Consider the following 13,529-nt stretch of genomic DNA (forward strand, 5'->3'; position numbering starts at 1 on the left):
AAATAATATAATAAAATTTGCCGATACAAGTTCACACAGGATAAGATTAGGAGCAAAGTTGACATATGAAGCGACAGAAGTATTTAAACCGTATGTAGGAGGAGCATTTGAATATGAGTTTGCAGGGAAAGTAGATGCGGCATTAGCAGGCTTTGATATAAATGCGCCGGCGCTAAAAGGCGGTAGCGGAATGGGAGAGTTTGGAGTAACAGTGAACGTAGGTAAGCTTTTAATAGATTTAGGCGGGCGATGTCGTGCAGGCGTTCGTACAGGAATAGAAGGAATGTTAAAAGTGAAGTACGCAATTGATACCCGGCAAGTATCGTTGCCGTCGTCTAAAAGTTCTTTCAGTATAGGCGATAGGTTATTACTTGTAAACGCAATTAATACTCGAGGGGGGATAAACACCGCCACTCTACCTGCAGGCGGCTTGCGATATATTACAAACGCTGAGATAAACAACATTGTCGATTCAACTCGAGTACTTGTGGTGCCAGTGTACATATACCATGATTATCCATATGATTGTTCTCAAATAGCAACAATATATGAGACAAACAACATTATCGATCCAACTCTAGGATTGGGCAGGTCAGCGTGCATATATCGTGATTACTCATGTGATTGTTCTCGAAGAACAACATGCTGTTGTTCAAAAAATTGTTCTCGAAGAGCAACATGCTGTTGTTCAAAAAGTAGAAAAGAGGAGCGAGAAGAAGAACGTCAATGTCGATCAATAACGCCATACCGCAACTCTACATGGTATTAACAGAACCCAATACAGCAATGGCAAATAAAAGCAGAGAGGATAGTAAATAAAGAGATAACATATGAAAGAGAGTAGCAGAGTAGTAGCATATTTTGTTCTTTTTCGATGCCATTTCGACTTTCGATAAGGTTAATAAATATAATTTGTCGTTTCCTATGTTTATAGTATTTTAAAGCTATCGCGTGTTTAAATAGTGATTAACAGGTAGCAAAAATTACTTTTGAAAAATTTTGGATTATAGCGCCAAATTATGTACAATCTAAGGTATATTGTTGGCTGGCTGTATGAAAATTGTTTGATTAAATACAGACAAACTTATAGACTCGTCGCGGTATATGCGCAAAATGGTCTCCTAGAGATGGGGGGAAAAACTCTTCCTGCGCATTTGGAGTATCCCACGAAGTTGCAAAAAACTCTTACAACTTTTGGGTTGAGGATTGGGCAAAAAGAAAAGTTGGCGATTACTCAGAGACTTATGTCCAACTATGTAACTTGTATTCGGCATACAAAAGATTTGTTGATGCAAAAAATGCGTATATTTAAGACTATAGAGTTGAATTATCGTAATATAAATGCTAGAAAGAAGCGGACTGATCTTTATGAGAAACTTGGAAATAAAGATAAAGCGCCGAAAGAATGGTTAGAAATTCGCGGTGTTGATTGCAACGATATTCATGCGAAATCGCATGATGTTCATAAAAAATTGTAGCTAACTCAGAGGAAGTAGATGCAAATAAGTCCGGATATTTTATTTTCAATTATGGGTTTCCCGGTAACAAACACAGTTGTAGCGACGTTACTAACAGATATAGTTATCATCGCGTTAGCGGTGTTGGTAAGCAAGGCAGTTGTTCTTAGACCGGGTAATCTTCAGAATGCCGCAGAAGCTGTTATCGATTATTTTAAGGATACTGCCGAAAATATTGCCGGAGAAAGAGCTTCGTTTATATATCCGTGGGCTGTGTCTTTTTTTCTTTTCATAGTAGTTTCAAACATACTTGCGCAAGTTCCCGGGTTTGAGTCCATTAGATTTCATACGTCGATGTCGGGGCGCGATGGCGTAGCGTTTTTGAGAGCTGCTACCAGTGATTTAAATCTAACGCTTGCTCTTGCCGTAGCGTCCGTTATTGCGACCCACTGTTTAAGTATAAAGCACACAGGTATTAAAGGCTACGTTACAAGATTTATTACATTTAAAATGTTTCCTGTATTTTTATTTGTAGGTCTCTTAGAGCTTGTAAATGAATTAGCGAAGTTTTTTTCGTTTTCGTTTCGTTTGTTTGGCAATATTTTCGCAGGGGAAAGAGTTATGGGAACAATGTACGGATTATGTTCTATTGGGCTACCATTGCCGTTTATAGCTCTCGAGCTTATGGTAGCGCTTATCCAAGCGATAGTATTTGCAATGCTTACGATGGCATTTATGCATATAATGACGGACAAATCACATTAATTTTTGTGAAAAGGAGAAAAAAATGACTTTTACAGGCGGAATTATTATTGCAATCGGCGGCATTGCGCCGTCGTTAGGAATTGGTTACATAGGGGCAAAAGCAGTAGAGGCTATAGGACGCAATCCTGAAGCATCGGGCAAAATAATGATAAACATGCTTATAGCAATGGCATTTGCAGAATCTATAGCAATTTACTCTCTTATTTTGGCATTCTAATTTAATAACAAGAGATAAAAAATGGAAATAATACAAAAGTTTGGGCTGGAAGCAAAATTATTTTTATTTCAGCTTGTTAATTTTTTGATTGTAGTATTTGTTCTTAAAAGGTTTTTGTTTTCACCTTTAAAGAAAATGCTTGATGAAAGAAAAAGGAGGATTGCGCAGTCTTTGCAAGATGCTGAAAATGCAAAAATTGCTTTGGAAAATGCAGACGAAGAACGAAAAAAGATACTTGCAAACGCTAAAAGCAATGCGGACAAATTAACAGCATCTGTTAAGGCTTCAATTGACGAATCAAGAACAGAGGCTATAGAAGAAGCAAAGCAACATTCTGCGCAAATCTTAGAAGACGCAAGACATCAAGCAGCGACAGAATTTGAAAATATGAGTAAAGAAATAGGAAAGATCTCTGTTAATCTTTCCGGAAAAGTTTTATCGAAAGTTTTATCAGATTTATTTACTGAAGATGAGAAACAAAAACTTATATCGCGAGCGTTGGAAAAAATAGATGAAAAGATCACAAATTAAAGATATCGCGAAATCTATTGTAACTCACAACGAATTGTCTGAAAAAAATTTGAGTTGGATTTGTTCAAATTTTTCTAGACAAGAACTTAAATTGTTTATACGACTATTGTCCAGAGAAATAAAAGACAACAATGTTGTTGCGAGTTTTGCAGGTGAACTAAGCGATGCAAACAAAAAGAAAATTACAGACATGTTTCCAAACAAAAGGATCTCTTTTGAGCACGACGACATGACTATTGCCGGCGGAATTCGCTTTGAATACAGTGATTTTGTTTTGGATTACAGCGTTACAGGAATAGTAAAAAGAATTTTAAACGCTATAGTCAAATAACTTTAAATATTGGAACATCAACACAAAGTTGCTTGGCTGTACAAGAGAGATTATGATGAAACCAGAAGAAGTAATACAAAAAATCGAAAAAGAATTGTATTCTACACAGACAAATCCTGAACTCGTAAATTTCGGTATTGTCGAAGCTGTTGGTGATGAAATCGTAAAAGCTTCAGGTCTTTCTAATGCCGGGTATTACGAAGAAATAGACTTTGACGACGGATCAGTGGGGTTTGTTTTAAATCTTGACGAAGATTTTGTCTCTATAGTTTTACTTAGAACTTCAGGTCATGTTGTACGCGGTATGAAAGCAAAGACTACAGGCAAAGTTTTAAATGTCGCGGTTTCAGATAAACTTATAGGAAGAGTTGTCAATGCGCTTGGCGAACCTATAGACGGTGCCGAGTTAAAACATGAAAAACCCGCTTATTATCCGGTTGAAAAAATAGCCCCGGGTATTATTCAGAGAAGTCCTGTTGAAGTTCCCTTGAAGACAGGAATTAAAGCTATTGATGCAATGACGCCAATTGGAAGAGGACAGAGAGAGCTTATTATTGGAGACAGAGGTACCGGAAAAACAGCAATCGCAATCGACACAATATTAAACCAGAAAAAGTTGGATATGGGTTTAAAAAGAATGATATGTATATATTGCTCTATCGGGCAAAAACAGTCTAACTTAGCTTCTATTACTGCAAAATTAAAAGATGAAGGCGCATTGGATTACACTATTGTTGTCGCAGCAACATCTTCAGATCCTGCTTCAATGCAATATATAGCGCCGCTTGCCGCGTGCGCAATGGGCGAATATTTTATGGATAGGGGCGAGGATGTTTTAATTGTATATGACGATTTAACAAAACATGCGTGGTCGTATAGGCAGATTTCTCTTTTGATTAAAAGACCTGCAGGACGCGAAGCATATCCCGGAGATATTTTCTACTTACATTCAAGACTTTTGGAAAGAGCTTCTAGAATGTCTGATAAAAACGGCGGCGGATCTTTAACAGCGCTTCCTATTATCGAAACGCAAGGAAACGACTTATCGGCATACATTCCAACGAACGTGGTTTCAATTACAGATGGACAGATATACCTTGAAGCAGATTTATTTAACGCTGGCACGCGTCCTGCAATTAACGTTGGTCTCTCCGTTTCGCGCGTAGGCGGGGCGGCGCAAACTAAATCGATGAAACAATTGGCAGGCTCTGTTAGACTCGAACTTTCACAGTTTAGAGAACTTCAGGCTTTTACACAATTTGGAAGCGATTTGGACGAAGATACATTGAAACGCCTCGAAAGAGGAAAGAGAATAGCGGAAATTCTAAAACAGCCACAGTATCAGCCCTACGACGAACTTTCTGAAATATTGTCAATTTTTGCCGTAACATCCGGTCTTTTTGACAACATAGATGTTGATAAAGTTGCTGAAGTTGAGCGCTCTTTGACGCAGTATATAAAGAAAACATATCCTGAAACTGTAAAAAAACTTTCAGTTAATGCAAAAATAGACGACGCTTTGAGAGCGGAGCTTGAAAAAGAAATCCAAGAATTTAAGAGCATAAATAACTATGGCGCAGAATCTGCAACAGCTTAAGAAAAGAATAAAAACTTCAAACAACATAGCTCAGATAGCAAAAGCTATGGAGATGATATCTGCATCCAAAATACGCAAAGCTCAGGATTCCGTTGAAAAACATAATCCATATGCAAAAAAAATTAAATATATGGTTCAAAGAATTCTTACAGATAAAGATTTACACGACGGTGCAAAAAAGTTTTCAAAGGAAAAAGAAGGCAAGCGTCTTGTCTATATCATATCTCCGGACAAAGGTCTTGCGGGCGGACTTGTTGTAAATCTGTTTAAAAAGGCAAATTCCTATTTAAAATCTGAAGATTATGTCGTTGTCGTCGGTAAAAAAGCTTCAACAGAAGCGACAAGATACGGCTACAATGTGTTAGCATCGTTTCCCATGGGAACCAGTTTCCCAAAATATGATGATTTATATCCTATGATTGACATAGCAAAAAAGTTTTATCTTGCAAGAGAAGTTGTGAAAGTAAGCATCATCTATACTGAATTTAAAAATATGCTCATTCAAGAGTCTGTAGTTGAGGAAGTTTTTCCAGTAAAACCGGATAAAAATTTTAAGATAACAGACATCGATTATATTTTTGAACCAAGTTCGCGACATGTTTTGGAAGATTTGTTGCCTTTTTATTTTGAAGTAGAGTTTTATAGCGCATTTATGAATGCTTACGCTTCGGAACAAGCTGCAAGAATGATAGCTATGAGGAATGCAAAAGATAACGCAAACGATATATCGGCATCATTAACTAACGTTTATAATAAGTCCAGGCAGGAAAAAATTACAAGCGAAATTTTAGATCTTGCAAATGGACAACAGGGAATGGAAAATGGAAAATAAAGAAAAAGAACTTAGTCCGTCAAGCGCTCAGGGGACTGTTATAAAGATTCAAGGAGCGGTTGTAGATTTTAAATTTGAGGGAGCTGTCCCTGAAGTTTATGAAGCGTTGATTTTAAAAATGCCCGACGGAAGTGATTTAACGTTTGAAACAATGTTTGAAATGGATAATTCAGAAGTAAGAACAATCGCTATGGGTTCTACGGATGGTATGAAAAGGGGAATGAAAGCTTCAAGAACTTTTGCTCCAATTAGCGTTCCAGTTGGGGAAAAAACGCTTGGCAGAATATTTAACGTTTTAGGTAAACCGGTGGACGCTTTGGGAGAAATTGACGCTTCTGTTCAACGCCATCCTATACACAGGGAAGCTCCTACTTTTATAGATCAAAAAACAACGCCTGAAATGCTTGAAACGGGCATTAAGGTAATAGATTTAATTTCCCCGTTTACAAAAGGCGGAAAAATCGGTATTTTTGGCGGAGCCGGCGTAGGTAAAACTGTTATCGTTAAAGAGCTCATAAGAAATATTGCCGCAGTTCACAGCGGACACTCTGTTTTTGCCGGAGTAGGGGAAAGAACAAGAGAAGGTACAGATTTGTGGATGGAGATGGTAGAATCAAAAGTTATGGATAAAACCGTTTTGGTTTTTGGTCAGATGAACGAACCGCCCGGCAACAGAATGAGAGTTGCTCTTTCGGCGCTTACAATGGCAGAATATTTTCGTGATGAAAAAGGCGAAGATGTTTTGTTGTTTATCGACAATATTTTCAGATTCGCGCAGGCAGGCAGCGAAGTTTCCGCCCTTCTTGGAAGAATGCCGTCGGCAGTAGGTTATCAACCTAATCTTGCAAAAGACATGGGCGATTTGCAGGAGAGAATCACATCGACCAATAAAGGCTCTGTAACTTCCGTGCAGGCAGTTTATGTTCCTGCCGACGATTATACGGACCCTGCGCCTGTTGCCATATTTTCACATTTAGACGCAACATTAACTCTTGATAGAGCTATTATGGAACAGGGACTATATCCTGCTGTTAATCCTCTTACGTCTTCTTCGAGGCTTTTAGATCCAAATATAGTAGGCGAAGACCATTACAGTACGGCAATGTCAGTTAAAAAGATTTTACAGAAATATAAAGATTTACAAGATATCATTGCAATTCTTGGCATGGATGAACTTTCAGACGACGATAAAATAACTGTTTCGAGAGCAAGAAAAATACAGAGATTTTTAACGCAACCGATGTTTGTTGCGGAAACGTTTACCGGTATCGAAGGTAAATACGTTAAAACTGAAGATGCCGTAAAAGGCTTTAAAGAGATTATTGAAGGCAAATATGATTCTTTACCTGAGCAAGCTTTCTATATGGTCGGGTCTGTTGAAGAAGTCGTTGAAAAAGCTAAGAAATCATCAAGTAGGTAAATTTTAGCGCTTATTGCATTCAAGTAAATGTAGTGTGGAAACGGCGGTCGAGCAATTAAATAAGGCGAGGTAATGAAAAAACAAAAAGAATTAGAGTTGTTTTTTACATTTAATAACGCTTGCCTTTACAGAGGGAATGTTCTTAATATATCCAATTTTAAAAAAGATTTTTGTGATTTGATTGTTACATCGCCTCCTTATAATGTTGGAATTGAATATAATTCAAACGACGATGTTTTAAGTTATAAAGACTATTTAATATTTACCAAAGAATGGCTAACAAATTGTTACTATTGGACAAGAGACACCGGTCGCATGATACTAAATATTCCCCTCGATAAAAACAAAGGTGGACAAAAAAGTGTTGGAGCAGATATAACGCGCATAGCGCAAGAAGCAGGCTGGAAGTATCATTCAACTATCGTATGGAACGAGGGCAATATATCAAGACGCACAGCGTGGGGGTCTTTTATGTCCGCTTCAGCTCCCTATGTAATAGCGCCTGTTGAGTTGATACTTGTCCTGTATAAAAAAGATTGGAAAAAAGTTTATGGTAGCAAAATTTCAGATATAACAAAAAAAGATTTTATGGAATGGACAAATGGAATGTGGACATTTAATGGGGAAAGTAAAAAAAGGATAGGACATCCCGCTCCGTTTCCTAAAGAACTGCCGTATAGAGCTATAAAACTTTTTAGCTTTATAGGCGATGTCGTCTTTGATCCGTTCAGTGGAAGCGGAACTACTGTATTAACAGCAGCGTTGAATAAGCGTATTGGCGTTGGTTTAGATATTGATTTAACTTACTGTAAATTAGCAAAAAATAGAATTTTACAAGATTATAGTCAACTAACTTTATATTGATACAATTGCGCTACTTAAATTTATCGAAAAAGACGTAGTCCGTATGGTTAGCAATATAGAGTTAGTCGACTATAGATGTTTTTGATTTTGATGAGGAAAGTAATGAAAAATGTTTCGCAAAATGAATTGATTAAAAAGTTTTTTGCAAATCACAAACACAGTAGGCATTGTATCGGGTAAATAAATGAAAAAATTTGAAATAGAAATTTTGTCACCGCAAGGCGTCGTTTTTAAAGGCGATCTCATGTCTGCTTCTTTTCCTACGGCAAGCGGTATAATCACCGTACTGCCCGGACATGCTAATCTTGTAACAAAACTGCGCAGTGGAGAGATAATAATCAATTCTTCAAGCGGTATAAAAAAAATTACAGTAAGTGGCGGTTTTATAGAAATTACAAATAACGTTGTTAATGTTGTTGCGGAATTTGCAGCCCATTCAGACGAATCAAACAAGCAAAAAATACAACAAGCCGTAAAGCTTGCAAAGGCGATGAAAATCAAGAGAAAAGAATTTATTGATATGTCGGTTATCGAATCAGAATTAAAAAAATCTGTAGTTGATCTAAAATCATGTCTTGGAATTAAACGTAGAAAAATATAACGTGGCAAACGTGATCTAAATTTGTTTTATTAGGGAGACATATATGTCGTTAAAATCAGTAAATATCAATAGTTTTAGGAGTCTTAGAAACTTACAGATAAAAGATTTGAAGTTAGTCAATTTACTTATAGGTAAAAATAGTTGCGGGAAAACTTCCGTTCTTGAGGCGCTATCTTTACTTATTGGAGCCAATAATCCTACATTACCAATAGACATTCAACATCTGAGACAAATGTCTGTTCATTCTGGTAATGATTTAAAATATTTGTTTAATGATTTTAATATTAGCAATACAATAGATATTAATGCAGAAACTGCTAATAATAAAAAAATGAGTTTAGAAATTAGTCCATTGGTTGGGCTATTTGAAGTTAACAATTCTTTTAACAATGGAGAAAATAAAGATATTTTTCCGCAACCAAGTACGACAGAAGTTCGTAATAATGATGTTATGAAAGGTCTTCACTACAAATTTACTGGTGTATCCGGCAAGTCTTTTGATTTTGATTTTAATCTTGCCTCAGGCAGACTGCCGACGAATACGCCCCCGCCTGAAGTGCTTGGAGCATATATAACTACTAGAAATATGTCATCTATGTGGCACGCTGTTGATCGCTCGATTATGAATAAATCTGAAAATGAGATAGTTGATGTCCTAAAAGAAATATCAGACGATATTATTGGCATCAAAATGGGAGCAAATAATAGTGTTTATTTAGATGTTAAAGGTAAAAAAGAACTATCGCCTATTAACGTTATGGGCGACGGTATCGTTAAAGTTGTTTCTATATTAGCAACGTTAAGACTAATGAAGAATGGAATTTTATTGATAGATGAAATAGAAAATGGGTTATATTTTTCTTCGTTAAAATTATTATGGAAAGCAATTTTTAAAGCATGCCAGCTCTATAATGTGCAGATATTAGCTACTACGCATTCGTATGAGTGTATTAAGAGTTTTTATGATGAGTACGATTCAAATAAGGAGTTAGGTGATGAAATTTCTTTGATTAGATTGGACAAGAAAAATAATGAGTTTCGAGTTGTTTCGTACGATGCGGAAAATATAAAAACTGCTATGGAGAATGAGATGGAGGTAAGATAGTGCGTTCGCTAATTAATATAGAAAAAACGTCTATTTTGCTTGTAGAAGGTAAAGATGAAGTTAATTTTTTCGACATGCTTTTAAAATTTTTAAATATACCTAATGTTCAGTGTATTGATGTTTGCGGTGTTGATAACTTCGGAAATGGGTTTGTCACGCTATCAAAACAAGAGAAGTTTAGAGACGTTGATAAAATTGCTTTTATACGAGATGCAGATAAACGAGCGGAAAGCGCATTAAAGAGTCTTAAATCTTCTGTACGAAGCGCCAATGTTCGTTTTATTAATATCGACGATATTTCTTTAGCTAATAATAATAATGTAAAGGACACTAATGGTGTGCGTTGCGGGGTTTATATAATGCCTGATAATCAAAATTCTGGAATGCTTGAAGATTTATGTATTAAATATATGAAAACCGATTCCATTTGCCATTGTGTAGAAAAATATATTAGTTGCGTGCGAAACAATGGCGGGAAAAATGGCGAGAAATTTGAATTTGAAAATGAATCAAAATCAATAATATTTTCATATTTATCAACTAAACTTGCAGACAGTCCTTCAATTGGTCTTGCAGCGCGACAAAATGTTTTTGATTTTAATAATAAGTGCTTTGATGGCATAAAAAATTTCTTATTAAAAATGTTTTCTTAGGATTCTATTTATTTAATAATAACCCTCTCTTAAGACATAAAAATCAGTCTTGGCGCGTTTTTCTTCGAAATACGTTCTTAACAATTCAAACGTTTCTAGTGGGAAAAGGTAAAAAAGACAAGAAGGAAGGAACAAAAGAGGAAATAAAAATCGAGGGAGTAATTTTGACGATAGATAAACGATAAAATATATATCTTTCGCTCGTTTTGCGTTAAAAGCGTAAAATTTGTCTTGGATTGAATTTAATTTGCCAAAATATGAAAATAGCAATTGTGCGTTGAGGAATTAAAAACATGTCAGGTCATAATAGGTGGCAGGTATTAAACAAAAAAGAAATATCAATGAGAACAGGCATACCTAAGTATCAAATAGAGAGATTTGTAAAAGCTATCAGGACTTATGGATATGAGGAGCTATCCTAAAACAGACAGTCCTTACAAAGTTGGCGCTACAAGTTAAAGAAACTTGCGGGACACAAAATTATTTGGAATTATGCCGTAGATAGCATACTGAAAATTATGCGCCAGTGGCAGACAATTGGTTGTTTGTGTTACTAAGTTAGTATAATTCACATTCTTTAGCTACTATATTCCGCAAGGTTATTGATTATTTTTTTTCTAAAAAACCTTCGCAGTATTTTCTGAAACTCCTCATCCGTCAGCCTCCGACACAGATTGTCATACGCCCTGCCATACGCCACCGCATCGCATCATACGCCACCGCCACCTTCTCCAACCACTCATTGCCACATCGCTGTCTAATATCCTGCCTTCTCCGCTCCGGCGCATCCGGACCGCCACTACCACCACCGCTACCACAACTTTCGGCTAGAATGTACTCAATGTAGCTACGCAGCGCTTCCTTGTCAGACCAGCCTGAGGACGCTGAATATGAACTAGGAAAAAATGAGCTGGATGACAAGCTTGAGGACAAGCTTGAAGATGAAGTCCCAACTTTTTTCGCAAGGCGTTCGTTCTCTACAAAGGCGATCTCTGCGTTCAATACAAATGGATTATCGATATCTAACGCATAACCTGTTTCTAGTAGCCTTGCCTTTGCGAGGACATCCGCATCTACCGCATCTATTATGTCTGCATCGCTGATCCACCACCCCTTCTTATGTCCTAACCACCATACCCCACCCACCACAGTAGCTACCGCTACGGCTCCTACTACTATTTTGGACGTTGTGCTAAGTCCTTTCCAGTGGTCAACTAGAGATTTGTTGTTGCCGGTGCTCGCGCCGGGATTTTCGGGAGGAAGTGGCATATGGTTGGCTATTTTTTCTATAGAGTTTTTATCAACTTTAGTGTTTCTAGCGAACTCGCTAGCTTTGCTACCAGCTTTGCTGGATTTGTCGGGCGAGCATGCCGAAACGAGCAGAGAAAGGCAAACAAATAAGCTTACACATCTTCTTAAATGTAATGTCATCATACTATTTCCTATTTTGTTTCTATCTATCGGTTTTGATAGGTGCGGATAGATTTAGATATTAGAGGAATGTGGACTATGTATCGCTTCACGTGAAAATTCCCTCTTTTATTTTAGCGCCACTTTTTTTGTTTTGCATTTATAAGAAAACCAACTGTACCAAATCAAATCTCTTAACAAATCAAGCTACAACTATTGTAATTATATCAAAGTTTTTAACAAGTCAGCCACAACTATGTGTAATTGTATCAAATCTTTTAACAAATCAGCTACAACTATCGTCATTATACAAAATTAATTCCTTACTTTTTTAATTCCTTACTTTTAACATTTCAACCTTGAAAATTATACAATCAAAATAATCAAAACAATCAAAATTCAATCAGAGATCTTTGTCTTCTTTCTACCCTTAAATCTTCCTGCCTCAAACCTTTCTGCCAGCAAATGTAACTGCCACTATTATATCAATTTAAACCTTCTTATAAGAAAACCAACTATTACCAAATCAAATGTGGTCGCTATTATATCAATTCAGTTATATCAACTTAAACCTTTAATTTACAAGAAAAAAAAGAAGCTCACGGGCATGTCTGAGATATGCTTGTAAGTTTCTTTTTTCTAATGTAAATCCCGAAGTTCAAAGACTTTTCAGACTAGTACAAAGATTTTTTATACGCGAATCACGCATGCGTATATTTTCTCGTCGAAGAGCAAAGACTTTTCAGACTAGTACAAAGATTTTTTATACTATGGCTACAACTTTTTCTTCGACTACAACCTCACCTACAACATCTTTTTCGTCCCCAAATCTGTTTTCAACGCCACCATCATTCCTTCCTCAGCATTCTGCTATTTTTGCTGTTGTTGTGCTTCCGCTGCCTTTTTCAGCGCCACCTCCATCACCGCTTTCATATTGCTAAGCATATTCCACGCCGACACCTTAAGCGTCGTCACTAACGTCACCACGTGCGACTTAAGCACGTGGGGACGAAAAAGATGTTGTAGGTGAGGTTGTGCTTCCGCTGCCTTTTTCAGCGCCACCTCCATCACCGCTTTCATATTGCTAAGCATATTCCACGCCGACACCTTAAGCGTCGTCACTAACGTCACCACGTGCGACTTAAGCACGTGGGGACGAAAAAGATGTTGTAGGTGAGGTTGTGCTTCCGCTGCCTTTTTCAGCGCCACCTCCATCACCGCTTTCATATTGCTAAGCATATTCCACGCCGACACCTTAAGCGTCGTCACTAACGTCACCACGTGCGACTTAAGCACGTGGGGACGAAAAAGATGTTGTAGGTGAGGTTGTGCTTCCGCTGCCTTTTTCAGCGCCACCTCCATCACCGCTTTCATATTGCTAAGCATATTCCACGCCGACACCTTAAGCGTCGTCACTAACGTCACCACGTGCGACTTAAGCACGTGGGGACGAAAAAGATGTTGTAGGTGAGGTTGTGCTTCCGCTGCCTTTTTCAGCGCCACCTCCATCACCGCTTTCATATTGCTAAGCATATTCCACGCCGACACCTTAAGCGTCGTCACTAACGTCACCACGTGCGACTTAAGCACGTGGGGACGAAAAAGATGTTGTAGGTGAGGTTGTGCTTCCGCTGCCTTTTTCAGCGCCACCTCCATCACCGCTTTCATATTGCTAAGCATATTCCACGCCGACACCTTAAGCGTCGTCACTAACGTCACCACGTGCGACTTAAGCACGTGGGGACG

The 13,529-nt window shown here is 37.5% G+C and carries 15 protein-coding genes and 1 pseudogene; 14 read left to right on the forward strand and 2 right to left on the reverse strand.

Annotated elements, in window-relative coordinates; all coding sequences use genetic code 11:
* The 14 genes and pseudogenes from LE180_RS04045 to LE180_RS04110 form a co-directional block, all read left to right on the forward strand.
* A pseudogene (locus LE180_RS04045) lies at nucleotides 1–769 on the forward strand (hypothetical protein); the annotation flags it as partial.
* Nucleotides 770–1,127: 358 nt separating this feature from the next.
* Nucleotides 1,128–1,478 (forward strand): hypothetical protein, encoded by a 351-nt coding sequence (locus LE180_RS04050; protein ID WP_374134192.1) that lies wholly within the window; start codon nucleotides 1,128–1,130, stop codon nucleotides 1,476–1,478.
* Nucleotides 1,479–1,496: 18 nt separating this feature from the next.
* Nucleotides 1,497–2,222, forward strand: a complete 726-nt coding sequence (locus LE180_RS04055; protein ID WP_374134193.1) for a F0F1 ATP synthase subunit A — start codon at nucleotides 1,497–1,499, stop codon at nucleotides 2,220–2,222.
* A gap of 22 nt (nucleotides 2,223–2,244) precedes the next feature.
* A complete protein-coding gene (gene atpE / locus LE180_RS04060; protein WP_374134194.1) occupies nucleotides 2,245–2,439 on the forward strand; it encodes an ATP synthase F0 subunit C in 195 nt (64 codons plus the stop codon).
* Nucleotides 2,440–2,460: 21 nt separating this feature from the next.
* Nucleotides 2,461–2,970 carry a F0F1 ATP synthase subunit B gene (atpF, locus tag LE180_RS04065; protein WP_374134195.1) on the forward strand — a complete coding sequence of 170 codons (510 nt, stop codon included), beginning with the start codon at nucleotides 2,461–2,463 and terminating at the stop codon, nucleotides 2,968–2,970.
* The gene (locus LE180_RS04070; RefSeq protein WP_374134196.1) at nucleotides 2,951–3,301 is read left to right on the forward strand and encodes a hypothetical protein; all 351 of its coding nucleotides are present in this window, start codon (nucleotides 2,951–2,953) and stop codon (nucleotides 3,299–3,301) included. Before atpF ends, LE180_RS04070 begins: the two co-directional genes overlap by 20 nt.
* 52 nt (nucleotides 3,302–3,353) lie before the next feature.
* The gene (atpA, locus tag LE180_RS04075) at nucleotides 3,354–4,898 is read left to right on the forward strand and encodes a F0F1 ATP synthase subunit alpha (RefSeq protein WP_374134197.1); all 1,545 of its coding nucleotides are present in this window, start codon (nucleotides 3,354–3,356) and stop codon (nucleotides 4,896–4,898) included.
* The gene (gene atpG, locus LE180_RS04080) at nucleotides 4,873–5,730 is read left to right on the forward strand and encodes an ATP synthase F1 subunit gamma (RefSeq protein WP_374134198.1); all 858 of its coding nucleotides are present in this window, start codon (nucleotides 4,873–4,875) and stop codon (nucleotides 5,728–5,730) included. The genes atpA and atpG overlap by 26 nt, the downstream gene beginning before the upstream one ends.
* Nucleotides 5,720–7,150 (forward strand): F0F1 ATP synthase subunit beta, encoded by a 1,431-nt coding sequence (atpD, locus tag LE180_RS04085; protein ID WP_374134199.1) that lies wholly within the window; start codon nucleotides 5,720–5,722, stop codon nucleotides 7,148–7,150. Before atpG ends, atpD begins: the two co-directional genes overlap by 11 nt.
* Nucleotides 7,151–7,222: 72 nt before the next feature.
* Nucleotides 7,223–8,014, forward strand: a complete 792-nt coding sequence (locus LE180_RS04090; RefSeq protein ID WP_374134200.1) for a site-specific DNA-methyltransferase — start codon at nucleotides 7,223–7,225, stop codon at nucleotides 8,012–8,014.
* Between the two features lie 184 nt (nucleotides 8,015–8,198).
* Nucleotides 8,199–8,615: an ATP synthase F1 subunit epsilon gene (atpC, locus tag LE180_RS04095; protein WP_374134201.1), complete on the forward strand. Its 417-nt coding sequence runs from the start codon at nucleotides 8,199–8,201 to the stop codon at nucleotides 8,613–8,615.
* A 43-nt stretch (nucleotides 8,616–8,658) separates the two neighbouring features.
* Nucleotides 8,659–9,720 carry an ATP/GTP-binding protein gene (locus LE180_RS04100; protein ID WP_374134202.1) on the forward strand — a complete coding sequence of 354 codons (1,062 nt, stop codon included), beginning with the start codon at nucleotides 8,659–8,661 and terminating at the stop codon, nucleotides 9,718–9,720.
* The gene (locus LE180_RS04105) at nucleotides 9,720–10,373 is read left to right on the forward strand and encodes a DUF3226 domain-containing protein (protein WP_374134203.1); all 654 of its coding nucleotides are present in this window, start codon (nucleotides 9,720–9,722) and stop codon (nucleotides 10,371–10,373) included. Before LE180_RS04100 ends, LE180_RS04105 begins: the two co-directional genes overlap by 1 nt.
* A 293-nt stretch (nucleotides 10,374–10,666) precedes the next feature.
* Complete coding sequence (locus tag LE180_RS04110; RefSeq protein ID WP_374134204.1) at nucleotides 10,667–10,795, forward strand: hypothetical protein; 129 nt, start codon at nucleotides 10,667–10,669, stop codon at nucleotides 10,793–10,795.
* Between the two features lie 235 nt (nucleotides 10,796–11,030).
* Here LE180_RS04110 and LE180_RS04115 read toward each other — a convergent pair whose 3' ends face one another.
* Nucleotides 11,031–11,807, reverse strand: coding sequence for a hypothetical protein (locus tag LE180_RS04115; RefSeq protein WP_374134205.1), 777 nt, complete (start codon nucleotides 11,805–11,807; stop codon nucleotides 11,031–11,033).
* Between the two features lie 846 nt (nucleotides 11,808–12,653).
* Nucleotides 12,654–13,529 (reverse strand): hypothetical protein (locus tag LE180_RS04120; protein ID WP_374134206.1); only part of this gene is annotated, 876 nt, incomplete at its 5' end.

Origin of the sequence: Candidatus Endomicrobiellum pyrsonymphae (assembly GCF_020328025.1) — a bacterium.
GTDB lineage: Bacteria > Elusimicrobiota > Endomicrobiia > Endomicrobiales > Endomicrobiaceae > Endomicrobiellum > Endomicrobiellum pyrsonymphae.

What these genes read in the sequence shown, in the direction of transcription:
- atpC (WP_374134201.1), top strand. Translation starts at nt 8,199, where the DNA reads ATGAAAAAATTTGAAATAGAAATTTTGTCACCGCAAGGCGTCGTTTTT.
- atpG (WP_374134198.1), top strand. Translation starts at nt 4,873, where the DNA reads ATGGCGCAGAATCTGCAACAGCTTAAGAAAAGAATAAAAACTTCAAAC.
- atpE (WP_374134194.1), top strand. Translation starts at nt 2,245, where the DNA reads ATGACTTTTACAGGCGGAATTATTATTGCAATCGGCGGCATTGCGCCG.
- LE180_RS04115 (WP_374134205.1), bottom strand. Translation starts at nt 11,807, where the DNA reads ATGATGACATTACATTTAAGAAGATGTGTAAGCTTATTTGTTTGCCTT.
- atpF (WP_374134195.1), top strand. Translation starts at nt 2,461, where the DNA reads ATGGAAATAATACAAAAGTTTGGGCTGGAAGCAAAATTATTTTTATTT.
- atpA (WP_374134197.1), top strand. Translation starts at nt 3,354, where the DNA reads ATGATGAAACCAGAAGAAGTAATACAAAAAATCGAAAAAGAATTGTAT.
- LE180_RS04090 (WP_374134200.1), top strand. Translation starts at nt 7,223, where the DNA reads ATGAAAAAACAAAAAGAATTAGAGTTGTTTTTTACATTTAATAACGCT.
- LE180_RS04050 (WP_374134192.1), top strand. Translation starts at nt 1,128, where the DNA reads ATGGGGGGAAAAACTCTTCCTGCGCATTTGGAGTATCCCACGAAGTTG.
- LE180_RS04070 (WP_374134196.1), top strand. Translation starts at nt 2,951, where the DNA reads ATGAAAAGATCACAAATTAAAGATATCGCGAAATCTATTGTAACTCAC.
- LE180_RS04110 (WP_374134204.1), top strand. Translation starts at nt 10,667, where the DNA reads ATGTCAGGTCATAATAGGTGGCAGGTATTAAACAAAAAAGAAATATCA.
- atpD (WP_374134199.1), top strand. Translation starts at nt 5,720, where the DNA reads ATGGAAAATAAAGAAAAAGAACTTAGTCCGTCAAGCGCTCAGGGGACT.
- LE180_RS04100 (WP_374134202.1), top strand. Translation starts at nt 8,659, where the DNA reads ATGTCGTTAAAATCAGTAAATATCAATAGTTTTAGGAGTCTTAGAAAC.
- LE180_RS04055 (WP_374134193.1), top strand. Translation starts at nt 1,497, where the DNA reads ATGCAAATAAGTCCGGATATTTTATTTTCAATTATGGGTTTCCCGGTA.